Origin of the sequence: Rhodococcus kronopolitis (assembly GCF_042654025.1) — a bacterium.
GTDB classification, from domain to species: domain Bacteria; phylum Actinomycetota; class Actinomycetes; order Mycobacteriales; family Mycobacteriaceae; genus Rhodococcus_G; species Rhodococcus_G kronopolitis.
Genome location: NZ_JBHSFO010000002.1, coordinates 588,454 through 613,814, shown reverse-complemented (window position 1 = coordinate 613,814; position 25,361 = coordinate 588,454). Strand labels below are relative to the sequence as shown.

Sequence of the window (25,361 nt, the reverse complement as noted above, 5' to 3'; positions counted from 1 at the left end):
GGGGGACCGGCACAGGAGTCTACCGGCACCCCCGCGGCGCCATGGGGGAGGCGTGCGTCACGACGAGTCGACCTGGCAGGAACGCACCGGCGCTGGACTCTTACCCTGGTAGTCATGGCATCACCCGAGCTCGCCCCGTCTCCAGCGCCGAACCCGCGAAGGGTCGGTGAGAGCTCGGCACCGATCTTCGTCACGCTCGGAATCGTCGCCGGACTCGTCGCGGCCATCGTGGTCGGTCTGTCCGCGTCGGAGGCACTGATCCGGCTCGGCATTCCCGACCCGGGCGCGCTCACCACCTATGGACTGCCGGCCGTCAAGGCCGCCGGCGAGGTGGCCGCCGTCATCGCCGTCGGGTCCCTGTTGCTCGCGGCCTTCCTGGTGCCGCCGCAGCGCAGCGGCGTCCTCGACGTCGGTGGCTACCGGGCCGTGCGGATCGCCGGCACCGCAGCGATCGTGTGGGCGGCCTGCGCGCTGGTGATGGTGCCGCTGACCGTCTCCGACACGGCCGGGCAGCCGTTGGCGGAGGCGATCAAACCGGACAACCTGTGGAAGGCCGTCCCGCAGATCGAACTCGCCGGGGCCTGGCAGACCACGGCGATCCTCGCGGTGCTGCTGGCCATCGGCTGCCGCATGGTGTTGCGCTGGTCCTGGACGCCGCTGCTGCTGGTGCTGAGCCTGGCGACACTGCTGCCGCTCGGCCTGACCGGGCACTCGTCGGCGGGTGGCGGACACGACGTCGCGACCAACAGCCTGCTGTGGCACCTGGCCGCGGCGGCGCTGTGGGCCGGCGGACTGGTCGCGCTGCTCGCCCACGCCCGACGCCGCGGCGAGCACACCGACCTCGCGGCCAGACGGTTCTCGCTGGTGGCCACCTGCGCGTTCGTGGTGATGGCGGTCTCCGGCGTCATCAACGGGCTGGTTCGGCTCCCGCTTAGCGACCTGTTCACCAGCACCTACGGACTGCTGCTGGTGGCCAAGACCGTCGCGCTGGTGATCCTGGGCGTCTTCGGCTTCATGCAGCGGCGACGCGCGCTCCCGGCGCTGGCTGCGGACCCCAACTCGCGGGGCGCGCTGATCCGGTTCGCCGGTGCGGAGGCGTTCGTGTTCGCGGCGACGATCGGTATCGCCGTCGGCCTGGGCCGGACCCCGCCGCCGCCGACGGACGTCCGTCCCACCCCGGCGGAGGTGCAGTTGGGCTACAACCTCGACGGCCCGCCCACCCTCACCAGCCTGGCGTTCGACTGGCGCTTCGACCTGATCTTCGGGACCGCGGCCATCGTCGCCGCGGTGCTCTACGTCCTCGGTGTGCGTCGGTTGCGCAAGCGCGGCGACAGCTGGCCGGTGGGGCGGACCGTGACCTGGCTGCTCGGGTGCGCGGTGCTGTTGGTGGCCACCTCGTCCGGCCTCGGCCGGTACTCGCCCGCGGTGTTCAGCGTGCACATGGGTGCGCACATGGCGCTGTCGATGCTGGCGCCGGTGCTGTTGGTGCTCGGCGGTCCGATGACCCTCGCGTTGCGGGCGCTCAAGCCGGCCGGACCCAACGGCGCGCCGGGCCCGCGTGAGTGGATGCTCGCCGCGCTGCACAGCCCGGTCTCGCGTTTCCTCACCCACCCGCTGGTGGCGTCGGTGCTGTTCGTCGGCGGCTTCTACGCGCTGTACCTCGGTGGCATCTTCGGCGCGACGCTCGACTCGCACGGCGCCCACCTACTGATGAACCTGCACTTCATCCTCAGCGGCTACCTCTTCTACTGGGTGGTCATCGGCATCGACCCGGCGCCGCGCACCGTGACTCCGGTGACCAAGCTGGCGATGGTGTTCGGCTCGCTGCCGTTCCACGCCTTCTTCGGAGTCGCGCTGATGAGCATGGGCGAGGTGATGGGCGGCTGGTACTACGGCGCGCTGGCGCTGGGCTGGAACAACGACCTGCTGGGCGACCAGCAGCTGGGCGGCAGCATCGCCTGGGCGACCGGCGAGATTCCGCTGGTGCTGGTGATGCTGGCGCTGCTGGTGCAGTGGTCCCGTGCCGACCGGAAGACGGCGACCCGGGTCGACCGGGCCGCCGTCCGCGACGACGACGCCGAACTCGCCGCGCACAACGCCATGTTCGCGGAGCTGGCCCGGCGGGACCGTCAAGCCGGTCAGTGAGCCCGCGCCCCGTGGCGCTCGCGGGCCTGGGTCGGCGTGAGCGTCTCGGCGCGGACCGGCGGCGCCCCGTGGAAGTGCTGGTCGAGCACAGCGTGGGTCGCCGGGAGCAGCCGCCCGACGACGGCCAGCTCGGCCCTCGGGGCGGCGGTGACCCGCACGGCGGCGCGGGCGAGCGGGGCGACGACCCGGTCGAGCGCGCCGGGTTGGTCGAAGTCGCCGAGTCGACGCATCCACTTCGGGAGCGTCGAGATCGTGGCCGGCGCCATCGCCCGGCTCGCCGCCCACAGGGGGAGTCGGCCCTTCCCACCCGGGGTGCGCAGCAGGTAGTGCATGCCCTCGAGGGCGGGCTCGGAGACGCACAGCCGCGGCCGGACCGCCGCGAAGTACGCGCGCACCTCCGCCCGTGAGCGGGGGACGTCGGCGGGCCTGCAGGTCTGCAGTTCGGCGGCGATCGCGCATTCGGCCCAGTACCGGGTCTCCTCGGCCGGGCTCAGCGGCCCGGGGCCGAACATCTCGTAGCACTTGAGGACGGAGTGCCAGCCCGTCACGTGGATCCACAGCTGGCTCTCGGGGCTGTTCGCGCTGTAGCGCTGCCCGCTGATCGGTTCGATGCCGGTGGCCTTGGTGTGCACCCGCATCAGCAGGTCGGACGTCTCGATAGCGGTGCGGGTGTCGCCGACCGCCACGATCAGGAAGTAGGACAGGGTGCCGTCGAGCCGGCCGCGCGGGTCCTGGTAGATCCCGCGCGCATCGGCGACCGCCGCGGTGAGGAACGGGTCGAAGTGTTCGAGGGTGACCGCGCGCTGGAATCCGAGCAGGGCGGTCGGGTGCGTCCAGACCTTCCACGTCGGCGAACCGGGTCCGAAGAAGCCCTGGTCCTCGCGCCGTCGTGTCGGGTCGAAGGGCCAGCCGCGGTCGGCCAGCATGCGGGGTTCGCTCATCGTGCTCTCCTGCCGAGGGGCAGCGGCCACGCCGGTGCCGGACTTGAATACAACGCGACCGTAGCAATGGGTGCCGGCAAATACAACGGTTGCGTAGGATTGCCGTCGTGAGTACGAGCCCGCAGTCGACGGACCGGCCCCGCCGCAGGTATGCGCCCCGGCTGCCGCCCGAGCAGCGGCGCGCGCAGCTGCTCGACGCGGCCTTCGAGGTGACCCGCCGGTCCGGGCTGCACGAGTTGAGCATGGAGGCCGTCGCGGACGCGGCCGGTGTGGGAAAGCCGGTGCTGTACACGGTGTTTCGCACTCGTGCGGAGCTCGTGGCCGCGCTGCTGCAGCGCGAGCACGAGCGCGCCGTGGCGCAGGTGCTGACGGCGATGCCCACCGACCTCCGGCCGCTCGGACCGGCCGCCGCCTACGCGGGCACGGTCACCGCCTTCGTGCGCGTGGTCCTCGAGAACCCCACCCGGTGGCGGCTGATCCTCACCACTCCCGACGACGCCCCCGGCGAGTACCGGGACCACCTGCGGAAGGCCCGGGGGGCGGTGCTGGCCCGGGCCGAGGAGCTCGCGCACGCGGGGATCGCACTCGAGCCGGGGCTGGCCGGGCTGGACCCGGTGCTGTTGGCCCACACGATGCTCTCCTTCGCCGAGATGCTGGGCAGGCTGGCGGTCGCCGATCCCGAGAGGTACACCCGCGAGCGGCTGGAGGCCTATGCCGCCGCCCTCGCCGCGACGATCGGTGGACGCGGTCCGCAGGCCTAGCACGCCGGTACGACGAGTTGTCCCGTCCGGGAGCCGAATTCGGTCGCCTGTGGACAACCGGATCCGTTCTCCACAGATCCGCGCCGGCCCACCGTTGCGCCGCCGATCGGGGCACCGTTGTCTCCCGAGGGGCCGAGCGGCCCACGGCAGGCAAAGGGGTGGACATGTACGAGACACACACGGCGGTGGTCGGCACCGTCATCACCAATCCGGTCAAGCGGCCCACGAACTCCGGTGACGAGGTGCTCAGCTTCCGGATGGCGAGCAACGTCCGACGCTGGGACCAGGCGACGGGGGAGTGGACCGACGGCGGCACCCTGTACCTGACGGTGACCTGCTGGCGGCGTCTGGTGGCCGGCGTGGGCGCGTCGATCATGCGCGGCGACCCGGTCCTCGCGTACGGCCAGCTGCGCACCAACGAGTACACCACCCGGGACGGCGTCGAGCGCGCGGACCTGGAGATGCGTGCCAGCGCGGTCGGCCCGGACCTGGCGCGCTGCATCGCCAGGCTCGACCGCGGTCCGCGTGGCGCGCAACCGACGCCGGACGCGGCACGCCCGGGCGCGGACGGGGCAGGCGCGGGGGTCGACGACGGCGAGCCGGGCGCCGAGCCGGGCACCGATCCGGAACCCGGCGAGGGCTCGACCGTCGAACTCGAGGAGGTGGCACGCGCGAGCTGACTCGGCGATTCGCCGGCCGGGCGGGAACTGCAGGCCATACTGTGGACCCGTTCGACCGGCGGTCCTGTCCGAGACGTCCAGCGGGGAGACGATCACGATGGTGCACACGAGGTTTGATGCTCTGATCGCCGCAGTCGCGGCCCTTGCGCTGGCCGCGATCGCGGTACCCGCCGTCGCGCTCGCTGCGCCGGCCGTGACGAACGCGCCGGGGGCAGTCCTCTCGACCGCGGAGATGCCTGCCGCGGTGGCGGTTCCCGGCGCAGGCCCGTCGTACCGGCTGACCTACCGGACCGTCGACCACTTCGGCGGGCCCGCGGAGAGTAGCGGGTCGGTGTACCTGCCGCCCGGTCCGGCGCCGGCCGGCGGCTGGCCGGTGATCTCGTACGCGCACGGCACCATCGGCGTCGCGGACGCCTGTGCGCCGTCCGTGGTCGGGCTCTACCAGCCGGAGGCGCAGTACGTCTCGAAGTGGTTGACCCGCGGGTACGCGGTGGTGGCCACCGACTACATCGGGCTCGGCACACCGGGACCGCTGCCGTACCTGGACGGGCTCGCCGCCGCGCATGCCGTGATCGACATGGTGCGGGCGGCGCGGACCGCCGTCCCCGACCTGGCACCGCGGTGGGTGGTGGCGGGGCTCTCGCAGGGCGGTCAGGCGACGATGTTCACCGCGCACGAGGCCACGAGGTACGCGCCGGAACTCGACTACCGCGGCGCCGTCGCGCTGGGCGTGCCCGCGAACCTGGAGCAGATCTTCCCGCTGGCGGGTCCGGGTATTCCGGACATCGGGGTCAAGGGTCTGACGCTGTTCCTGCTGTACACGGTGATGGGCCTCGGTCACGTCCGGCCGGACCTGGGGATGGACGGATACCTCTCGCCGCTCGGACGATCGCTGGCGGCGAAGGCGGAACAGGTCTGCACCGTGGACCTGCGGCCGATCATGGGCAACCCCGCGGTCGGCGAGCTGTTCTCGAAGTCGTTGAACAACCGCACCATGCGGCAGGCCTTCACCGACTACCTCGCCATCCCGACCAAGGGCTACGACCGCCCGGTCTTCCTCGGGCAGGGCGTCAGTGACCTGGTCGTGCCGTTCCCGCTGAACGTGAAGCTCGCCGCGGACCTGAAGTGGAGCGGCACGGACCTGCGCTTCCGGATGTACCCGGGCGCCGACCACGTCGGGACCCTCACCGCCTCGTTCGACGACTCGACGCGGTTCGTCGACGCCGTGCTGCGGTGATCCGGGTGGTGACGAGAACGAGGGCTACTGGTGCCGCGCCCGCGCGCCGCCTCGGCTCCCTCGCGGTCGCGTTGACCGTGCTGGCGTTGGTCGCGCCCGCCGCCGCGTCGGCGGCTCCCGGCCCGGCCGGGGCGCCCGGCGCGGTGGTGTCCGTCGGGTCGCTGCCCGCCGATGCCCAACTCGTCGGCGCCCGCGACTCGCAGCTGCTGAGCTACTGGACCGAGGGGCCGACCGGGGCACCCGCGGTCAGCTCCGGCGCGGTCTACCTGCCCGACGGCCCGGCACCGACCGGTGGCTGGCCGGTGGTCTCCTGGGCGCACGGCACCACCGGCGTCGCGGACGCCTGCGCCCCGTCGCGCGGGGAGATCTCCGACTTCGCCCAGGCCTACCTCGGGACGTGGTTGGCGAAGGGCTTCGCGGTGGTGGCCTCGGACTTCGTCGGCCTCGGCACCGACGGCACCCACGCCTACCTGCACGGCCGCAGCGAGGGACGCGCGGTCATCGACATGGTCCGCGCAGCCCGTGCGGTGACGCCCGAGCTCTCGCCGACGTGGGTGGCGGTCGGGCACTCGCAGGGCGGCCACGCCGCCATGTTCGCCGCGCACGAGGCGACCCGGTACGCACCGGAACTCGACTACCGGGGCGCGGTCGCCACCGGGACGCCGGCGAACCTGGAGGAACTCTTCCCGCTCGGCGGTCCCGGGTTCCCCGACCTGGGGCTGGACGGGCTACCCGCGTTCGCCGCCTACGTGGTCGACGGACTTCGGGTGGCCCGGCCGGACCTGCGTGTCGACGACTACCTCACCCCGGTCGGCGCCGAACTGGTCGGCAAGTCCGAGCAGCTCTGCTTCACGGAGCTGCTCGCCGCGGCGGGCGACGTCGGGGTGGGCGAGATGCTGTCCCGTCCGCTCAGCGACGACGCGTTCCGCACGGCCGTCCGCGACTACCTCGCCGTGCCGACCACCGGCTACGACCGGCCGGTGTTCGTCGGTCACGGGGTGCAGGACACCACGGTGCCCTACCCGCTCGGCGCGAAGCTGGCGGCGGACCTGGCGCTGAACGGCCAGGACGTGACATTCCGGACTTATCCGGGCCCGCACCGGGCGTCGGCGTTGGAGTCGCTGCCGGACGTCACCGCGTTCGCGCGGGCCCTGATCTGACCTGCGGCGCGGCCGGAACCGGTCGCGGTTTCGCGTGGATTGGGGTGCCGACCGCACTGCCGATACTCTGGTGCGCATGGCGGAGTTCATTTACACGATGAAGAAGGTGCGCAAGGCGCACGGCGACAAGGTCATCCTCGATGACGTCACGATGAGCTTCTACCCGGGTGCCAAGATCGGTGTGGTCGGCCCGAACGGCGCGGGTAAGTCCAGCATCCTCAAGATCATGGCCGGCCTGGACCAGCCGGGCAACGGCGAGGCCTTCCTCGCGCCGGGCGCGTCGGTCGGCATCCTGATGCAGGAGCCGGAGCTCGACGAGACCAAGACCGTCCGCCAGAACGTCGAGGACGGCCTGGGCGAGGTGATGGTCCAGCTCAAGCGGTACAACGAGATCGCCGAGCTGATGGCCACCGACTACTCCGACGAGCTGATGGAGGAGATGGGCGAGCTTCAGGAGAAGCTCGACCACGCCGATGCCTGGGAGATCGACTCCCAGCTCGAGCAGGCCATGGACGCCCTCCGCTGCCCGCCGCCCGAGGACATGGTCACGCACCTCTCCGGTGGCGAGAAGCGCCGCGTGGCGCTGTGCAAGCTGCTGCTGAGCAAGCCGGACCTGCTGCTCCTCGATGAGCCCACCAACCACCTCGACGCCGAGTCGGTGCTGTGGCTCGAGCAGCACCTCGCCGCCTACCCCGGCGCCATCCTCGCCGTCACCCACGACCGGTACTTCCTGGACCACGTCGCGCAGTGGATCTGCGAGGTCGACCGCGGTCGGCTCTACCCGTACGAGGGCAACTACTCCACCTACCTGGAGCAGAAGGCGCAGCGCCTCGAGGTGTCCGGCAAGAAGGACCAGAAGCTCCAGAAGCGCCTCAAGGAGGAGCTCGCCTGGGTGCGTTCGGGCGCCAAGGCCCGTCAGGCCAAGAACAAGGCCCGCCTCGACCGTTACGAGGAGATGGCCAACGAGGCCGAGAAGACCCGCAAGCTCGACTTCGACGAGATCCAGATCCCGGCCCCGCCGCGGCTCGGTGACGTGGTGGTCGAGGTCAAGAACCTGGACAAGGGCTTCGACGGCCGCGTCCTGATCAAGGACCTGTCCTTCACGCTGCCGCGCAACGGCATCGTCGGCGTCATCGGCCCCAACGGCGTCGGCAAGACGACGCTGTTCAAGACCATCGTCGGTCTCGAGGAGCCGGACGCGGGCGAGGTGAAGATCGGTCAGACGGTCAAGCTCAGCTACGTCGACCAGAACCGCAGCGGCATCGACCCGAAGAAGACGGTCTGGGAGACGGTCTCCGACGGACTCGACTTCATCGTCGTCGGTCAGGCGGAGTTCCCGTCCCGGGCGTACATCAGCTCGTTCGGCTTCAAGGGTCACGACCAGCAGAAGCCGGCCGGGGTGCTCTCCGGTGGTGAGCGCAACCGCCTGAACCTGGCGATGACGCTCAAGCAGGGCGGCAACCTGATCCTGCTCGATGAGCCGACCAACGACCTGGACGTCGAGACCCTCGGGTCGCTGGAGAACGCGCTCGAGGAGTTCCCCGGTTGCGCCGTGGTCATCTCGCACGACCGCTGGTTCCTGGACCGGACCTGTACCCACATCCTGGCGTGGGAAGGCGGCTTCGGCGACAACGAGGCGGCCTGGTACTGGTACGAGGGCAACTTCGAGGGCTACGAGGCCAACAAGGTCGAGCGCCTCGGCCCCGACGCCGCTCGCCCGCACCGGGTCACGCACCGCAAGCTCACCCGGGACTGATCTGTGCCGGACAAGAAGTACACCTGCGAGATTCAGGTGCGCTGGGGCGATTCCGACCGCCTCGGCCACGTGAACAACGTGCTCTTCCTCGAGTACGCGCAGGAGGCGCGGATCAAGTTCTTCCGCGACTGCATCGTGGCGGCCGGCGTGCCGGCCGCCGCGATGGTGGTGCGCAAGATGGAGATCGAGTACCTGCGGCCGGTCACCGACGAGTCGGCTCCGCTCACGGCGGAGGTGTACATCCTGCGCATCGGTAACAGCTCGTTCGAGATCCGGAACGTCATGCGGGACCGGCACGGCAACACCTGTGCGGTCGCGGACGGCGTGCTGGTCGGCTTCGACGCCGAGACGGGGACCTCGGTGCCGCTGACCGAGGCCGCCCGGGCGGCGCTGGCGGAGTACGCGGTCACCGTCACCGCCTGAGTCGCCACCGAGGCGGTGCCTCGACGTCGCCACCGAGGCGGTGCCTCGACGAACACCACCGAGGCGCTGCCTCGACGTCATTGCGATGCGCGCCTCGCCGCCGTGTCACCCGGCCATCGGATACCGCCGGGTGACACGGCGCGCGGCTACGCTGTGTGGGCACACCTGTCACATCGACCAGGGGGTGGACCGCCGCATGACCGTATCGGCAGATCGTTTCGACGAACAGTGGGCCATGAGCCTGCCCGCGGCCCTCGTCGGCCACCTCCCCGAGGTGGCGGACGCCTACTTCCGCAACACCGACTTCGGTTGGACCGGCGGAGTGGTCACGGACATCGCGATGCGGGGCTTCCGCGAGCACCTGATCTTCGCGCGACATCGCGCTCCCGGTACGTCCCTGTCCCGGGTGTACTCGCCGGCGGTGGGTGCGGCGGCCGTGCAGATAGTCACCGACGACATGCCGATGCTGGTCGAGTCGGTCACCGCCCTGCTCACCAGGCTCGGCGTCACCGTCGTGGAGATCGTGCACCCGGTGCTGCGGGTGCGCCGCTCCGTCGCAGGCGACCTCGAGGACATCCTCGTCAACGGTGCCGCGACCGACGAGGAGGCAGGCCCCGACGTCGACGGGACGCTGTGGTCCGAGTCGTGGATGCACCTGCAGTTGCACCCCGCCACCGACGCGGCCCTGCTCGCGCAGATCGCCGAGGCGGTTCACGACGTGCTGCTCGACGTCCGCCAGGTGATCGCGGACACCGACGCGATGCGCTACAGCCAGCTCGCGCTGGCCGAGGAGCTGGAGGCGCACGCGGACCGCGGGGACTGCCGGTACCCGGAGGACGAGGTCCGGGACTGCGCCGAGCTGCTGCACTGGCTCGCGGGCGGGAACTTCGCCCTGCTCGGCTACCGGCGTTACGAGTTCGAGGACACCACCGGCACCGACCGGCCACGGGCGGTCGCTGTCCCCGGTACCGGACTCGGGGTGCTCGGCTCCCACACCCGAACCGACCACGGCATCGACCTGCCCGCGCCAGTGCTCTGGCCGGAGCGTCCGCTGCTGATGTTCTCGCAGGGGCCGGCCCCGGCGACCGTGCACCGCTCGGTGTACCCGTTCTTCGTCGCGGTCACGGCACTCGGGGAAGACGGCCGGACCGTCGGCGAACACCGATTCCTCGGCGTGTTCACGGTGACCGCGCTGCACGAGAACGTCCTCGACATCCCGGTGATCGCCCGGCGGACCCGCTCGGTGATCGAGCGGGCCGGCTTCGAGCTGCACTCGTTCTCCGGTCAGGCGATGCTCGAGGTGATCCAGTCCTTCCCGCGCGCGGAGCTGTTCGCCAGCGACGAGGACACGCTGTACGAGACGGTGCTGTCGGTGCTGGCCATCGGCGTGCGCCGACAGTTGCGGCTGTTCCTGCGTGACGACCGCTACGGTCACTTCACCTCGGCGCTGGTGTACCTGTCCCGAGACCGGTACAACACCCGGGCCCGGCTGGCGATGCAGTCGATCCTGATGCACGAGCTGCGCGGCGCGAGCCTCGAGTACAGCGTGCGGGTCACCGAGGCCGACCTCGCGATGGTGCACTTCACCATCCGCCGGACCCTGGAAGACGGTGTCCCGGTGGATGTCTCGGCGAAGAATCGGGAACGCATCGAGGGCCTGCTGGCGTCGGCGACCCGGGCGTGGGACGACGACCTGATGGACGCGACGGTGGACGAGCCGCGGGTGACGACGCTGACCGCGCAGCGGTACGCCGCCGCGCTCCCCGAGGGCTACAAGGAGGACTTCGACCAGGCCCGTGCCACCCACGACATCGTCCGGCTCGAGGCGTTGTCGGGCGACGCGATCGACCTCCAGCTCTACCGTCGACGCAACGCGGCACCCGGCCAGTGGCGGTTCACGCTGTACCTCGCCGGCGGCGACGGGGTGTCCCTGAGCCAGGTGCTGCCGGTGCTCCAGTCGATCGGTGTCGAGGTGATCGACGAACGGCCCTACGAGGTGACCCGACCCGACGGAACGAGCTGCTGGATCTACGACTTCGGCCTGTCCGCGGCCCCGGAGCTGATCGACGCCTCGGTGGAGGAGGACCTGGACCGGGAGCTCGACGAGGCCGACGACCTGGACGAGTCGGTGGCCGCCCGCGAGCTGCAGCGGCGGTTCACCGAGGCGTTCACGGCGGTCTGGCAGGGCCGGTCCGAGCCGGACCGGTTCAACGAACTGGTGCTGCGGTCGGGCCTCGAATGGCGACAGGCGGTGGTGCTGCGGGCGTACGCAAAGTTCCTGCGGCAGGCCAGGTTCCCGTACAGCCAGTTCCACATCGAGGGGGTGCTGATCGACCACGCGCACACCACCCGGCTGCTCAGCGACCTGTTCTGCGCGATGTTCGACCCCGACACGGCGTCCGCGGACCGCGCCGGTGCCCTGGTCGCCGAACTGCAGTCCCGGATCGACGCCGTGCTCAGTCTCGACGAGGACCGGATCCTGCGCGGCATGCTCGGGCTGGTGCTGGCGACACTGCGCACCAACGCTTACGTCACCGATGCCGACGCCGAGCACCGGGACGTGCTGGTGTTCAAGCTCGATCCGAGCCAGATCGCCGACCTGCCCAGGCCGCGACCGCGTTTCGAGGTGTTCGTCTACTCGCCGCGGGTCGAGGGCGTGCACCTGCGGTTCGGCCCGGTGGCCCGCGGCGGGCTGCGCTGGTCCGACCGCCGGGAGGACTTCCGCACCGAGGTGCTCGGGCTGGTCAAGGCGCAGGCCGTGAAGAACGCGGTGATCGTGCCGGTCGGTGCGAAGGGCGGGTTCGTGGTGAAGCGTCCGCCCGCGCCCACCGGGGACGCCGGGGCGGACCGGCAGGCCGCCCTCGCCGAGGGACAGGCCTGCTACCGGTTATTCGTCTCCGGACTGCTCGACGTCACCGACAACGTCGACCGGGCGAGCGGCGCGGTGCTGCCCGCGCCGCGGGTGGTACGGCGCGACGACGACGACACCTATCTCGTGGTGGCCGCGGACAAGGGCACGGCGTCCTTCTCTGATCTCGCCAACGACGTTGCGGCGCAGTACGACTACTGGCTCGGTGACGCGTTCGCCTCGGGCGGCTCGGTCGGCTACGACCACAAGGCGATGGGCATCACTGCGCGGGGCGCCTGGGAGTCGGTCAAGCGGCACTTCCGGGAGCTGGGGCTCGACACCGCCGCAGAGGACTTCACGGTGGCCGGCATCGGTGACATGAGCGGCGACGTGTTCGGGAACGGGATGCTGCTCAGCCGGCACATCCGCCTGGTCGCGGCGTTCGACCACCGGCACATCTTCCTGGATCCGAACCCGGTGGCCGAACCGTCCTTCGTCGAGCGGGAGCGGCTGTTCCGGTTGCCGCGGTCCTCGTGGGCGGACTACGACCCCGCGCTGATCGGTGCGGGCGGCGGGGTGTGGGAACGCACCCGCAAGTCGGTCCCGATCAGTGCCGAGGCCCGCGCGGCGCTCGGACTCGACGACGACGTCGTCGAGCTGTCCCCGCCCGAACTGGTGCGCGCGATCCTGCGGGCCCCGGTGGACCTGCTGTGGAACGGCGGCATCGGCACCTACGTCAAGGCGGCCGACGAGACCGACGCGGAGGTGGGCGACAAGTCGAACGACGGGGTCCGGGTCGACGGCGGCGAGCTGCGGGCGCGGGTGGTCGGTGAGGGCGGCAACCTCGGGTTCACCTCGCGCGGTCGCATCGAGTACGACCTGGCCGGCGGCCGGATCAACACCGACGCGGTGGACAACTCCGCAGGCGTGGACTGTTCCGACCACGAGGTGAACATCAAGATCCTGCTGGACGCGGCGGTGCACACCGGCGCGCTGCCGAGGCCGGAGCGCAACGAGCTGCTCGCCTCGATGACCGACGAGGTCACCCGGCTGGTGCTGGCGGACAACGTCCTGCAGAACGAGCTGATGGGGGCCTCACGGGCGGACGCGCCGTTGATGCTCTCGGTGCACGAGCGACTGATCGAACGGCTCGAGCGCACCCGGGGCCTGGACCGCGCGCTCGAGGCGCTGCCCACGACCGCGGAGATCGCCCGCCGCCGCATCGCGGGGATCGGGCTCACCTCACCGGAACTGGCCACCCTGCTCGCCCACGTGAAGCTCGACCTCAAGGACGACCTGCTCGCCAGCGAGCTTCCCGACAGCGACACCTACGCCGGGCGCCTGCCCCGGTACTTCCCGGTCCCGTTGCGGGACCGCTTCGCCACGCAGATCCGGGGGCACCGGCTGCGGCGGCAGATCGTGGCCACCCTGCTGGCGAACGAGACCGTCGACCGCGGCGGCATCAGCTACGTGTACCGCCTCCGGGAGGAGGCCGGGGCGAACAGCACCGACGCCACCCGGGCGTTCAGCGCCGCGGCCGAGATCTTCGACCTGCGGGCGGTGTGGGCCGAGATCGGCTCGGCACCAGTCGATTCCACGGTCAGCGACGAGTTGACCCTGGAATCGTGCCGGCTGCTCGACCGGGCCTCGCGCTGGCTGCTGTCCAACCGGCCGCAGCCGGTGGCCGTCGGCGCCGAGATCAACCGGTACGCAGCCCGGGTGCGGGAACTGACACCGAGGATCGCCGACTGGCTCACCGGGCACCACGTGACCTACCTCGAGGCCCGGATGGCGGGGGTGATCGAGCGTGGCTGCCCCCGCGAGCTGGCGGATCGCGTGTACCGGCTGCTCGACGTGTTCCCGGTGCTCGACATCATCGACATCGCGGACATCACCGAGCGGGAGCACGAGGAGGTCGGTCCGCTGTACTACGCGCTCGACGAGCACCTCGGGATCGACGAACTGCTCACGGCCGTATCGGGTCTCGAACGCGGCGACCGGTGGCACTCGCTGGCCCGGCTGGCGTTGCGTGACGACCTCTACGGTTCGCTGCGGTCGCTGACCATGGACGTACTGGTCGCGGGCGAACCGGACGAGAGCGCGGCCGAGAAGATCGCGGACTGGGAGTCCACGAACTCGTCCCGGCTCGCCAGGGCACGGGCCGCGCTCAGCGAGATCATCGAGTCTGGGACGCTGGACCTGGCGACGCTCTCGGTGGCGGCGCGTCAGGTTCGGAGCATGGTGCGCGGAGCGGGCACCCGATCGGAAGGAACTCGATGACTGTCGAGGCTGTAGGCACCACGACGGCGGGAGCGGTGGGCTTCCACACGAAGGTGCCGGTGCGGTGGTCTGACATGGATGTCTTCCAGCACATCAACCACGCCCGGATGGTGACGCTGCTCGAGGAGGCCCGAATCCCGTGGCTGTTCGAGGACGGCCGGCCGACGGTGTCGCTGCGGGACGGCGCGGTGATCGCGGACCTGCACGTGCGGTATCGCGGTCAGCTGCGGCACGACGACGGCCCGCTCGACGTGCTGATGTGGATCGAGGCCGTGCGCGCGGTGGACTTCACCATCGCATACGAGGTGCGGGCCGGTGGCGCGGATCCGGCGTCGGCGCCGTCGATCGTCGCGTCCACCCAGATCGCGGCGTTCGACATCGACACCCAGCGCCTGCGTCGGCTCACCGCTGCCGAGCGTGAGTACCTGGAGCTCTGGCAGCGTGGTTGAGCGTGGCCTGACGGTGTCGGACCGGGGGGACCGGGAGAACCTGGCGACCTTCGTGGCCCGGGCCGTGCGGCTCGACGAGGCTCTGGTGGTGCGGCTGCGTCAGCGGGGGACCGACCGGGTGGAGGCCTGGGCGACAACCGGTTTCGATGCGCTGGCGTCCCGGGTGGTCGCGGGCACGGTGGCGCCCACCGACACCACGGCGGCCGGTGACGCCCTGCTGGCCACGCTGACCGCGTCGCCCGGCGCCGAGGTGGAGCTGGGGTTCTCGATGGACTCGGCCTGGCAGGGCGCGCTGCCGCCGGTCGACGGCTTCGTGCACGTCGACGACGTGCCGGCGCGGGTGCTCGTCGAGCTGGCCCAGCAGGGTGTGGCCGTCTCCCGCGACTTCGGCAGCAGCCAGGGTCCGCCGGCGTCGCTGCTCGCGCAGGAGGTGCTCACCGTCGACGGTGCGGGGGAGCGTGTCGCGGTGTCCATGCGGACCGTGTTCGCTTTGGTTGCAATGGGATTCATCCCGCAGACCGGTACCGAGCCGGTGTCGCTGGACGCCGACCTGGCCCGGATCGACGCGACCGAGATGGTCCGGGTCCGGGCGAGTCGTACCTGGCTGCGGCTCGACGCCCGGTTCGGGTCGGTGTTCGCGCGGCGTGGTGGCGAGATTCCGCTGTCGGTGCTGTAGGCGCGAACCCGAGGGGTAGTGCGCCTGACCTGCTGATCCACGATTTCCGCAAGTGAAGTGTTCTGTAATTACTACGGATTCATTGTTGCCGGAAATAATGTGTATAGCCGAAAATTACATAATGCATCGGTTTGAAGCGAATGCTCGGTCGGTCTCGTTTGCATAACATTCACCTGATCTTTTGGGTGGCTTCCTGTCTCCGCTTTGGAGATTGCTTACTGTTTGCTCGCATGACGACTTCATCGAAAACCAAGAAGCGGGTTGTTTTCCGTGACGTACGTGTGTTCGACGGAGCTTCCGAACGACTCGTTGTCGGGGATGTCCTGATCGACGGCGATCGGGTGGTAGCGGTGTCGGAGTCCCCCGTCGGCGACGAGCCGGGTCGGGAGACTGAGGTGATCGATGGCGGCGGCCGGGTGCTCATGCCCGGCATGAGCGATGCCCACGTGCATCTCGTGGGCAACGCAAATACCGTTGTCGACATGGTTGCGGGCTCGGCAACGCACATTGCGATAAATGGTCTTGCCGAGGCCAAGAGCATGCTGTTGCGCGGGTTCACTGCCGTTCGCGACATGGCCGGAGATACGAGCGGAATCAAGTCCGCCATCGATCGAGGGCTTTTTCCCGGACCCCGGATCTATCCCTCCCAGGCCGCGATCTCGCAAACGAGTGGACACGGCGACTTCGGATTCGTCTACGAGACTCCGACGACGCTGGGCGGTGAGGAGTCCCGGGCCGAGCAGATCGGATTCATGCGTGTCGCCAATGGTGCGCCCCAGGTGCTGGCCTCGGTTCGGGAACAGTTGAAGAAGGGCGCCTCGCAGATCAAGGTGATGGTCGGTGGCGGCGCCGCGTCGATGTACGACCCGCTGTACACGGTGCAGTTCACGGACGCGGAGTTGCGCGCCGCGGTGGACGCGGCGACGGACTACGGCACCTACGTTGCCACCCACGTCTACAACGTCACCGGCATCCGGCGGGCGGTGGAGGCCGGCGTCAAGTCCATCGAACACGGACACCTCGCCGACGAGCCGACCATCGCCATGCTCGCCGAGCGAGAGGTGTGGCTGTCCATGCAGCCGTTCGCACTCGGCGACCATCACTATCCCGACGCCGACCGCGCCGGCAAGGACCGCGAGATCTGCACCGGGACCGACAACGTCTACGAGTGGGCAACGAAGCACGGCGTAAAGGTTGCATGGGGCACCGATCTTCTTCTCGAACCGCAACTGGCGCCCCGACAGAGTGAGATGGCGGCGCGACTCGGTGACCACTACAGCAATCTCGATGCGCTGCGGATGCTGACCTCGGGCAATGCGGAGTTGTTCCGGCTGTCCGGGGAGCGCGACCCCTACCGCGACGCGCCCTTCGGCGTCATCACGAAGGGGGCGTGGGCGGACGTGCTGCTCGTCGACGGCAATCCGCTCGAGGACCTGAACCTGCTGGCGGACCCGGGCAAGAACCTGTCGGTCGTCGTGAAGAACGGTGAGATCGTCAAGAACATCCTCTGACCGGCTCATCGAGCCGTCAGCGTTGAACCTGAACAGCACTGTCGAGTATGCGCGTCGCCGCCTGTCGAACGGCGGGGCAGGCACTCGGGAAGAGAGGTGTGAGTTGGTCGAAATCACTACAGCGGAACCGGAGAAGTTCTGGGATCCGATACCGGGATCGCTGGTTTCCGCGCGGGGGGTCGAGCTGAAAGGTCCGTGGGGTCACGTCTTCGGACCCCTCGACCTGGACATCGACGAGGGCGGAGTGACCGTGATCGCGGGTCAGGCGGGTGCCGCCCGGACCGCACTGCTCATGGCACTGTGCGGCAGGATGCGCCTGACGGGAGGGTCGTTGACCGTGTTCGGGCATGTGAACCGCCCGGCCAAGGTGTTCGCGCAGTCGGCCATCGCATGCCTGAACGAACTCGACGAGGTGCGGCCCTCGGTGACCGTGCGGGACATGGTCACCGAGCAGCTTCGGTGGGACTCCGCGTGGTACAAGCTGGTTCCGCGGGTTCACGAGGATGCCGTCGAGCGCATGTGTGCAGAGGTGTTCGGTGACGTACCGCTGCCCGCACTGAACGCGTTCGTCGACGACCTCCCCGAGATTTCGCAACTTTTGTTGCGCATAGCGGTAGCCAACACCCGGCGCCCACCGCTGCTGGTCGTCGGGCGAACGGACCGGATCGCCGATGACGACGAACGGTTGGTGTTCCTCGAACGCCTGGTGGCGCTGGGGGAGAGGCAGTCCGTCGTCACCGCCGATGTCAATCCGGTGCCGCCCGGCGTCGGGGTTCGCGGGACAGTCGACCTGCGCGGACTGCTCGGCGCCGGCGATGTCGGTGTCATGACCGAGGGGAGGTGACCCATGCTCGCAGGAGTGTCACTCGGTAGCGATTCCAAGCGGTACTTCCGCGGCACCATGCCGCGGATCGCGATCATCACCATCATCCTGATGCCGCTGCTCTACGGCGCGATGTACCTCTGGGCTTTCTGGAATCCGTTCGGCGAGGTGAACAAGATCCCGGCCGCGATCGTCAACAACGACACCGGTCGCACTGCCACCGGGGAGCAACTCGACGCCGGCGACCAGGTCGTCAAGTCCCTCATCGCGTCCGGCCAGCTGGACCTGGCGGAGGTCTCCGAGGAGGAGGCGGCCAATGGGCTCTCGGACGGCAAGTACTACTACACCATCACCCTGCCCGAGAACTTCAGCGTCGCAGTCGAATCGCCGAACGGCGACAACCCGGAGAAGGCGGAGCTGATCTTCACCTTCAACGACGCCAACAACTACCTGGCGACCATCATCGGTCAGGACGCCTCCGAACAGGTCATCAACCAGGTGAACTCGACCATCGGTGCGCAGGGGGTCGGGCAGGTCCTCACCGGACTGCAGAGCGCGGGTTCGGGTCTCAAGCAGGCGGCCGCCGGTGCGGATCAGCTCGCCTCCGGTATCGACACCGCGAAGAGTGGAGCAGACCAGCTCAGCTCGGGCGCGAACGAGTTGTCGGCGAACATGGTCACCGCGGAATCCGGATCGGCGCAACTGGCCAGCGGAGCAGCCCAGCTCGCAACCGCGATCGACGGGGCCACTACCCCGCTGATCAATGCACTGGGCAGCGGGGCCGTCCCGAACGTCAGCGGCCAGGTGTCCGAGCTGCGGCAGTCACTGGAGACACTGGGGAGCCTAATCCCGGACTCGGGGGAACCCGCACCGGCCACCGCGGTCTCGCAGGCCCTCGACATCCTCAGGCAGAGCTCGGATCCCCTGGTGCAGCGGGCGGTCGCAGCACTGTCGCCGCTCACCGCCGGGCAGGTCCGCACCGACACCGCGGAGTTGCAAGCGGAGATCAGCCGACTCAGCGGCGAGGCACGTGCCGTCGAGTACCAGCTGACCGACCCCAACAGTCCACTGCAGTCCGGTCTGGCGATGCTGCAGAACGGCGGGATCGCGCCGGATCTGCAGCAACTGCGCAGCGGCGCAGACGAACTCAGCAGTGGTGCCGCAACACTGAGCTCGGGAATGGTCCAGTTGACCGACGGCAGCAAGCAGCTTGCCGGCGGCGCAGGTCAGCTCGCGTCCGGGATGGTCGAACTGCAGTCCGGGTCAGGCGAACTCGCCACCGCGCTCGAGCAGGGAGCCGGACAGGTTCCGAGTTGGACTGAGGAACAGAAGACCGCGACGGCGGAGACCCTCTCGACTCCGGTCGATCTCAAGCAGGGTTTCACGAACGTCGCACCCACCTTCGGTACCGGTTTTGCGCCGTTCTTCCTGTCGCTGGCACTGTTCGTCGGCGGCATCATCACCTGGATGCTGCTGACTCCGTTGCAGTCGCGCCCGACGGTCAGTGGCGTCGGGCTGTATCGGACGGTGCTGGCGTCCTACTGGCCGGCGATGCTGGTCGGCTTCCTGCAGGTCGTCGCCATGTACTCGGTTGTGCACTTCGGCGTCGGCCTCGACGTCAAGCACGTGCTGGGGACGATCCTGTTCCTGATCCTGGTCTCGGCCACCTTCCTCGCGATGATCCAGGCGTTCAACGCCGTCTTCGGTGTCGCGGTGGGTCGCGTTGTGACGTTGGCGTTCTTGATGCTGCAGTTGGTCTCGGCCGGCGGCATCTACCCGGTGCCGACCACCGCGAAGCTGTTCCAGATCCTGCACCCCTTCGATCCGATGACCTACACCGTGAACGGTCTCCGACAGCTCACCATCGGCGAGCAGGTCGACTCACGGCTGTGGATCGCAATTGCGGTGCTGGTCGGGATTCTGCTGGTGAGCCTGACCGCGAGTGCACTCTCCGTCCGCCGCAACCGGCAATACACGATGGAGCGGCTCTACCCACCAGTGGAGGTGTGACCAGCAGACCAGCCTGACAACCGGCCGGTGCTCGTCATCGGCCAAGCGATCCCCCCTACTTTCGTGATCTCGTGGACCGAGTATTGGAGAAAAGATGTCTGAATCCTTTGCAGCTCCGGCCGAAACGCTCGCCCCGGCCTACACCGGACGACTCGGAACTGATGCCATTCCGGCGCTGCGTATGCCGAAGTCCGAAACCGATCCGGAAGCTGCCTACCGGTTCATTCACGACGAGCTGATGCTCGACGGCAGCTCGCGGCTGAACCTCGCGACATTCGTCACGACCTGGATGGACCCGCAGGCCGACCGCCTGATGGCCGAGACGTTCGACAAGAACATGATCGACAAGGACGAGTACCCGCAGACCGCGGAGATCGAGACACGGTGCGTGAACATGGTCGCGGCGCTGTTCAATGCGGTGGACCTCGACGAGGCCGATCCGTCCTCTGCCACGGGTGTGTCGACCGTCGGTTCCTCGGAGGCGGTGATGCTCGGTGGGCTCGCACTGAAGTGGCGGTGGCGCGCGGCCCGGAAGGCAGCGGGCAAGGACACGGCGCGGCCGAATCTCATTCTCGGCAGCAATGTTCAGGTGGTGTGGGAGAAGTTCTGCCGCTACTTCGACGTCGAGCCCAAGTACCTCCCGATGGAGAAGGGGCGCTACGTCATCACGCCCGAGCAGGTACGCGAGGCGGTTGACGAGAACACCATCGGCGTCGTCGCGATCCTCGGGACCACATTCACCGGTGAGCTCGAACCGGTCGCCGAGATCGCCGCCGTTCTCGACGAGATCGCCGCGAAGGGTGGACCCGACGTGCCGATGCACGTCGACGCGGCCAGCGGCGGCTTCGTGGTCCCCTTCCTGCATCCGGAACTGAAGTGGGACTTCCGCATTCCCCGCGTGGTGTCGATCAACGTCAGTGGCCACAAGTACGGCATGACGTATCCGGGTATCGGTTTCGTGGTGTGGCGATCGAAGGAAGACCTGCCCGAGGACCTGGTCTTCCGGGTCAACTACCTCGGTGGTGACATGCCGACCTTCACACTGAACTTCTCGCGGCCGGGCAACCAGGTGGTCGGGCAGTACTACAACCTCATCAGGTTGGGTGTGGCGGGGTACACCCAGATCATGGAGTCGCTACGCGACACCGCCCTGATGATCTCGTCGGAGCTGTCCGCCATGGACGACATGCACGTCATCACCGACGGCACCGCGATTCCCGTGTTGTCGTTCGAGGTCGTCGGTGATCCCGGGTTCACGGTGTTCGACATCTCGCACGAGCTGCGAGCCCGCGGCTTCCAGGTGCCGGCCTACACCATGCCGGCCGACGCGGAGGACGTCGCGGTCCTGCGAATCGTGTTGCGGGAAGGTTTCAGTCGGGACATGGCCTACAAGCTGGTGTTGGCGATCAAGGACGTGGTGACACGGCTGAAGGCCGGTACCGGGCACACGGCCAAGGGGTTCGCGCACTGAGTTGAGGAGGGGAGGGTCGGCTGCCGCCGGCCCTCCCCGTGCGTTACGGGACACCCGGCCGAGCTCCGGGTGTCGCGCCGGCGTCCGGAGAGCATCTCCGCGACACCATGCCGGCGACACAAGGGGAGTGGGTGCCGATGCTGGACCGGTACTCCTCTGAAGCGACGAATGTCAGTTCTCTCGAACGCAACTCTCTCGAAAATTCGACGGAAGGTGGAGCTATGTGTACAAGGGTGATGTGGCCGGATGCTGCCGGGGCCGTGCTGGTCGGGCGCAACATGGATTATCACCGCGACACCGGGACGAACCTGTGGTCGCTTCCCCGAGGGATCGAGCGTCACGACGGCGTCGGTGGTTCGCTCGCATGGACAGCCAAGTACGGCAGTGTCGTGGCCGGTGCGTTCGACATGATGACGGCGGACGGCATGAACGAGGTGGGCCTGGCGGGCCACATCCTGTGGCTCGCGGAGTCCGACTACGGCACCCATGACAAGTCCCGGCCGGCCCTGAGCATGGCCATCTGGCTGCAGTACTTCCTGGACAACTTCCGTACGGTTGCGGAGGCGGCCGCGTGGATCGCGGAGTCCGAGGTTCAGGTCGTGCCGCTCGGCGATCCGGCGACCGGCGAGGTGCCCGCGGTGCACCTCGCGCTGGACGACGCGAACGGGGACTCGGCGATCATCGAGTACCTCGACGGCAAGGCCACCGTCTGGCACGACCGCGACTACCGCGTGATGACCAATTCGCCGACCTACGACAAGCAGATCGAACTGCTCAAGGAGGTCGACGGGTTCGGCGGCACCAAGCCCCTGCCCGGGACCACCCTCGCGGCCGACCGGTTCGCTCGCGCCGCGTACTACGTGGGCCGGTTGCCGGAGCCCAAGACGAAGGTCGAGGCGGTCGCGGGAATGTTCAGTGTCATCCGCAATGCCGCGCAGCCCTTCCGCATTCCGGATCCCGACAAGCCGTATGCGTCGCAGACGATTTGGCAGACGGTCGCCGACCTGACCAACAAGCGGTACATCTTCGACTCGACGACACGGCCCAACATCGTGTGGGTGGACCTCGACAAGCTCGACTTCGAGGTGGGGGCGCCGGCGGGCAAGCTCGACCTGATGGGTGACACGGCGCTCGAGGGTGGGCTCGCGGGCAACGTCACCGGCCGCTTCGAGGAATCGGCCCCGATGCAGTTCCTGACTCTGCCGTCCTGATCCGCCGGACTCCACCCATTGCACGATTCCCGAGGGGCACACATGGATATCGCTGATCAGCAACCCGCCGTTCGCCTGGCAACTGGAGACGCGCGCGAGGCGCCCCCCAGAGCGAGCTGGTTGCCACTGGTACTCGTGTGCCTCACGGGTCTCGTGTCGGTGTTCAACGCGTCGGTGCTACCCATGGCGATCAGCGCGGTGGTCGACGGCTTGGACACCACGATCTCGAACGTGCAGCTGGCGATCGTCGCGTACGGGGTGTTCGTTGCCGCCTTCACGGTCACGGGCGGCAAGATCAGCGGAGTCCTCGGTGCCAAGAACGCTCAACTGCTCGGCCTGACCGTCTATGCCGCCGGCATGCTGATCTGTCTCCTGGCCCGCGACGCGTCGGTGCTGATCGCCGGCGAGGCGGTCGCGGGCCTCGGAGGCGCGCTCCTGGTTCCCAACGCGCTGGCGATCCTCGGTCAGGCGTACTCCGGTACACAACGCACCGTTGCGGTCTCGATCCTGGCGGGCACCACCGGGATCGGTGCGGCGCTCGCACTGCTGGTCGGCGGATTCCTCGTGCAGACCTGGGGCTGGCGAGCGCCGTTCCTCCTGCTGCTGGTGATCATCGTCGGCACGCTCGGTATCGCTTCCCGGCTGGTGCTACCCCGGAGCCCCTTCCTGGGCTCCATCGACAAGACGAGTATCGCGTTGTCGGCCGTCGGCGTGCTCCTGTTGGTCGCCGCGATCAATCAGATCGGTGCATGGGGACTTCTCCTCGCCGCCGAGTCGGCGCCGGTGAACGTGCTCGGTCTGTCACCGGTGTTGGTCTTGCTGCTGCTCGGGGCACTGGTGCTGCACGTGTTCGCGGCTCGGCAGCGTTCGTTGGTCGACGGCGGGCGGACGCCTCTGCTCGATCCCCAGGTGTTCGGGTCGGGGCTCAACCGTGCATGCCTGAGCGGTCTGGTCGCGGTGAATCTGCTGATGGCGGGAGTGAGCTATCTGCTGCCGCTGTACACCCAGTTGGTGTTGGGCAAGAGCCCCATGGGATCGGCGATGATGCTGGTGCCGATCTCGCTTGCCGCGCTCGTCTCCGCGGCAGGCACCCCGGTGCTGATGCGACTGTTCGCGTGTCGTCAATTGCTGACCGCTGCTCACGTGCTCGCCGCCACGTCCGTGATAGTGCTGGCGCTGACGATCTCGAATCAGTGGTCGGGTGTGTGGACCGGAGTCAGCGAGGTGGGTCTGGGTCTGGGAATCGGTGTCGGGCTGAGTGCGGGCAGTGCGCTGCTCATGGAGACCAACCCGCCGGCACTCTCCGGCGAGATCGGCAGCGCTCGGGGTATGGCGAACTTCCTCGGGCTGTGCACCGGAACCGCCGTCGCCGGAGCGGTGTTGATGTCCGTGCTCGCCCAGTCCGCGTCGAGCCGGATCGCCGACGACCCGGACCTGTGGTCGGACAACAGAATCACTGTGACCACCAGTTCGGTCAGCTTCGTCGAGAACGACGATCTCCGCGGCCGTCTCGCCGGACTGGATCTGACGTCGGAACAACTCGACCGCGCAGTGGAGATCAACATCGAATCGAGACTGGTCGCGCTGCGCGCGAGCCTCTTTGTGCTCGGCTTGGTGGTACTTCTGCCGATCGTCACGTTCCGGCACCTGCCTGCTCGCCGGGAACCGGAGGGGGAATCCTCGGTTTCGGACAAACCGATCGTCGACTCTGCCACTGCGTTGTCGTAGGCGTTTCCGACGCTGCCGATGGGCGCCATGATCCATTCCATCGCAAGGGTTTTCGCGAAGACAGTTGATGGGTACCGGCAGCCGGCATCGCGGGGGTCCCCGTTGCGCGAAGTGATTGGGGGCGGGGTCCGGCCGGCGGCCGCGGACGATGCCGGACAGGCCTCGTCCGTCATGAGTCGGTCGACGGTGCAGGCGGCGACCGGGTTGTCCGTGCGGCGCAGGTGGGCGGTCGTCCTGCGGCGCCCGTAAAGCCCCTCTGCGGTGCCGGCCGTGCCCCGCAGCGCGTTCGCGACGGGGGTAGCCGAGACGGTCCGCTCCGATGCTGGTGCGGTCTTCCAGTTCCGGTACGTGCGTGCGGCGACCTGGACTCCTGGTGCGGTGAGCACTCGGCAGATCGACACGATCCTGTGGTTCTGTGCGCGCATGTCGTCGGTGAACCGCAGGTCAGCGGCGGAAAGGTCGGGTACCTCCCGCTTGCGGGGGACGAGTTCCCTCGGGTCGCCGAGCAGTATCGAATTGGCCTGTCTGGTCCAGGTCCGCAGCGATTCCGGGGTTGCCTGCGCGGCGCGGCCCGGTTTGGGAATCGCCGTGCATTGCCGACGGTCAGCTGGCGCCGGCCAGCTCTCCGGCGGGCTCGTCGTCCTTCCCGAGGAAGATGGCGGAGGCGGCGAGGAAGCACAGCGCGCCGACGAACGTGCCGCCCACGGAGAGCACCTCGTCCATTGCGGTGCCGTTGCGGGTGATGAAGGCGCCCACGGCGGATACACCAAATGCGATGGAGCCGAGCATGTTGAGCCACACGCTCTGCCAGTCCTTCGAGCCGGGTTCCCAGATCTGGTTGGCGCGCTGCAGCATCAGGACTGCGAGGGCACTGCTCAGCAGGAAGGCGACGGAACCTTCGGCGTTGGGATTCCAGACCAGGTGCATCTCGCCCTTGATCGTGTGGGCGTGTAGCGCCGCTCCCGTACTGATGTTGAACAGCAGGGTACCGAGGAATTGAATCGCTGCGGAGAGCCACTCGGCCCGTATCGCCGGTTTGCCCTGGTCGGTGGTGGTGGCGGGGCCGCTCAGCGTCAGCTGGACGAACGCGGCGCCGGTGAAGAACCACGATCCGACGAAGAAGGCGGTGTTGGCGCCGGTGGCGCCCATGGCTGTGGAAAGCCAGGGTGCGGATCCGAGAGCGAACAGCAGCGCGCCGACGACGAATCCCCATGACTGCATCCGCAAGGTCGGGTGAATCAGCATGGGCCG

At 68.8% G+C, this 25,361-nt stretch carries 18 protein-coding genes; 16 read left to right on the top strand and 2 right to left on the bottom strand.

All coding sequences use genetic code 11. From position 1 onward, the window contains the following. The first annotated feature begins 114 nt into the window (after positions 1-114). Positions 115-2,145, top strand: coding sequence for a bifunctional copper resistance protein CopD/cytochrome c oxidase assembly protein (locus ACFO6S_RS06125; RefSeq protein WP_378415057.1), 2,031 nt, complete (start codon positions 115-117; stop codon positions 2,143-2,145). On the opposite strand, the gene ACFO6S_RS06120 is transcribed toward ACFO6S_RS06125, so the two are convergent. After that, positions 2,139-3,086 (bottom strand): oxygenase MpaB family protein, encoded by a 948-nt coding sequence (locus tag ACFO6S_RS06120; protein ID WP_378415055.1) that lies wholly within the window; start codon positions 3,084-3,086, stop codon positions 2,139-2,141. The genes ACFO6S_RS06125 and ACFO6S_RS06120 overlap by 7 nt on opposite strands. 107 nt (positions 3,087-3,193) lie before the next feature. On the opposite strand from ACFO6S_RS06120, the gene ACFO6S_RS06115 reads away from it, so the two are divergent. The 15 genes from ACFO6S_RS06115 to ACFO6S_RS06045 all read left to right on the top strand — a co-directional run bounded on the left by ACFO6S_RS06115 (position 3,194) and on the right by ACFO6S_RS06045 (position 24,110). Next, positions 3,194-3,847: a TetR/AcrR family transcriptional regulator gene (locus tag ACFO6S_RS06115; RefSeq protein WP_378415053.1), complete on the top strand. Its 654-nt coding sequence runs from the start codon at positions 3,194-3,196 to the stop codon at positions 3,845-3,847. A gap of 164 nt (positions 3,848-4,011) precedes the next feature. Continuing rightward, a complete protein-coding gene (locus ACFO6S_RS06110; RefSeq protein WP_378415051.1) occupies positions 4,012-4,527 on the top strand; it encodes a single-stranded DNA-binding protein in 516 nt (171 codons plus the stop codon). A 100-nt stretch (positions 4,528-4,627) separates the two neighbouring features. Next, positions 4,628-5,764 (top strand): lipase family protein, encoded by a 1,137-nt coding sequence (locus tag ACFO6S_RS06105; RefSeq protein WP_417714996.1) that lies wholly within the window; start codon positions 4,628-4,630, stop codon positions 5,762-5,764. An 8-nt stretch (positions 5,765-5,772) separates the two neighbouring features. Next, on the top strand, positions 5,773-6,924 hold the full coding sequence (locus tag ACFO6S_RS06100; RefSeq protein ID WP_378415048.1) for a lipase family protein: 1,152 nt from the start codon (positions 5,773-5,775) through the stop codon (positions 6,922-6,924). A gap of 76 nt (positions 6,925-7,000) precedes the next feature. Then, positions 7,001-8,680, top strand: coding sequence for an energy-dependent translational throttle protein EttA (gene ettA / locus ACFO6S_RS06095; protein ID WP_378415046.1), 1,680 nt, complete (start codon positions 7,001-7,003; stop codon positions 8,678-8,680). 3 nt (positions 8,681-8,683) lie between these two features. Continuing rightward, entirely contained in the window at positions 8,684-9,103 is a 420-nt protein-coding gene (locus tag ACFO6S_RS06090) for an acyl-CoA thioesterase (RefSeq protein ID WP_378415045.1), read from the top strand. 196 nt (positions 9,104-9,299) lie between these two features. Continuing rightward, on the top strand, positions 9,300-14,231 hold the full coding sequence (locus ACFO6S_RS06085; RefSeq protein ID WP_378415044.1) for an NAD-glutamate dehydrogenase: 4,932 nt from the start codon (positions 9,300-9,302) through the stop codon (positions 14,229-14,231). After that, positions 14,228-14,680: an acyl-CoA thioesterase gene (locus ACFO6S_RS06080; RefSeq protein WP_378415042.1), complete on the top strand. Its 453-nt coding sequence runs from the start codon at positions 14,228-14,230 to the stop codon at positions 14,678-14,680. Before ACFO6S_RS06085 ends, ACFO6S_RS06080 begins: the two co-directional genes overlap by 4 nt. Beyond that, entirely contained in the window at positions 14,673-15,356 is a 684-nt protein-coding gene (locus ACFO6S_RS06075) for a DUF8010 domain-containing protein (RefSeq protein ID WP_378415040.1), read from the top strand. Before ACFO6S_RS06080 ends, ACFO6S_RS06075 begins: the two co-directional genes overlap by 8 nt. Positions 15,357-15,586: 230 nt before the next feature. Then, on the top strand, positions 15,587-16,867 hold the full coding sequence (locus tag ACFO6S_RS06070; RefSeq protein WP_378415253.1) for a metal-dependent hydrolase family protein: 1,281 nt from the start codon (positions 15,587-15,589) through the stop codon (positions 16,865-16,867). A gap of 103 nt (positions 16,868-16,970) precedes the next feature. Further along, a complete protein-coding gene (locus ACFO6S_RS06065) occupies positions 16,971-17,711 on the top strand; it encodes an ATP-binding cassette domain-containing protein (protein WP_378415038.1) in 741 nt (246 codons plus the stop codon). Between the two features lie 3 nt (positions 17,712-17,714). Beyond that, positions 17,715-19,700: a YhgE/Pip family protein gene (locus ACFO6S_RS06060; RefSeq protein WP_378415037.1), complete on the top strand. Its 1,986-nt coding sequence runs from the start codon at positions 17,715-17,717 to the stop codon at positions 19,698-19,700. A gap of 94 nt (positions 19,701-19,794) precedes the next feature. Beyond that, positions 19,795-21,171: a glutamate decarboxylase gene (locus tag ACFO6S_RS06055; protein WP_378415035.1), complete on the top strand. Its 1,377-nt coding sequence runs from the start codon at positions 19,795-19,797 to the stop codon at positions 21,169-21,171. Positions 21,172-21,392: 221 nt separating this feature from the next. Next, a complete protein-coding gene (locus tag ACFO6S_RS06050) occupies positions 21,393-22,382 on the top strand; it encodes a linear amide C-N hydrolase (protein WP_378415034.1) in 990 nt (329 codons plus the stop codon). A gap of 42 nt (positions 22,383-22,424) precedes the next feature. Next, positions 22,425-24,110, top strand: a complete 1,686-nt coding sequence (locus ACFO6S_RS06045; protein WP_378415033.1) for an MFS transporter — start codon at positions 22,425-22,427, stop codon at positions 24,108-24,110. Between the two features lie 603 nt (positions 24,111-24,713). On the opposite strand, the gene ACFO6S_RS06040 is transcribed toward ACFO6S_RS06045, so the two are convergent. Continuing rightward, entirely contained in the window at positions 24,714-25,355 is a 642-nt protein-coding gene (locus ACFO6S_RS06040; protein WP_378415031.1) for a hypothetical protein, read from the bottom strand. Positions 25,356-25,361: the final 6 nt, after the last annotated feature.

Coding starts and splice junctions, on each gene's coding strand:
- ACFO6S_RS06125 (WP_378415057.1), top strand. CDS start 115: ATGGCATCACCCGAGCTCGCCCCGTCTCCAGCGCCGAACCCGCGAAGG.
- ACFO6S_RS06120 (WP_378415055.1), bottom strand. CDS start 3,086: ATGAGCGAACCCCGCATGCTGGCCGACCGCGGCTGGCCCTTCGACCCG.
- ACFO6S_RS06110 (WP_378415051.1), top strand. CDS start 4,012: ATGTACGAGACACACACGGCGGTGGTCGGCACCGTCATCACCAATCCG.
- ettA (WP_378415046.1), top strand. CDS start 7,001: ATGGCGGAGTTCATTTACACGATGAAGAAGGTGCGCAAGGCGCACGGC.
- ACFO6S_RS06085 (WP_378415044.1), top strand. CDS start 9,300: ATGACCGTATCGGCAGATCGTTTCGACGAACAGTGGGCCATGAGCCTG.
- ACFO6S_RS06080 (WP_378415042.1), top strand. CDS start 14,228: ATGACTGTCGAGGCTGTAGGCACCACGACGGCGGGAGCGGTGGGCTTC.
- ACFO6S_RS06070 (WP_378415253.1), top strand. CDS start 15,587: ATGACGACTTCATCGAAAACCAAGAAGCGGGTTGTTTTCCGTGACGTA.
- ACFO6S_RS06060 (WP_378415037.1), top strand. CDS start 17,715: ATGCTCGCAGGAGTGTCACTCGGTAGCGATTCCAAGCGGTACTTCCGC.
- ACFO6S_RS06055 (WP_378415035.1), top strand. CDS start 19,795: ATGTCTGAATCCTTTGCAGCTCCGGCCGAAACGCTCGCCCCGGCCTAC.
- ACFO6S_RS06050 (WP_378415034.1), top strand. CDS start 21,393: ATGTGTACAAGGGTGATGTGGCCGGATGCTGCCGGGGCCGTGCTGGTC.
- ACFO6S_RS06045 (WP_378415033.1), top strand. CDS start 22,425: ATGGATATCGCTGATCAGCAACCCGCCGTTCGCCTGGCAACTGGAGAC.
- ACFO6S_RS06040 (WP_378415031.1), bottom strand. CDS start 25,355: ATGCTGATTCACCCGACCTTGCGGATGCAGTCATGGGGATTCGTCGTC.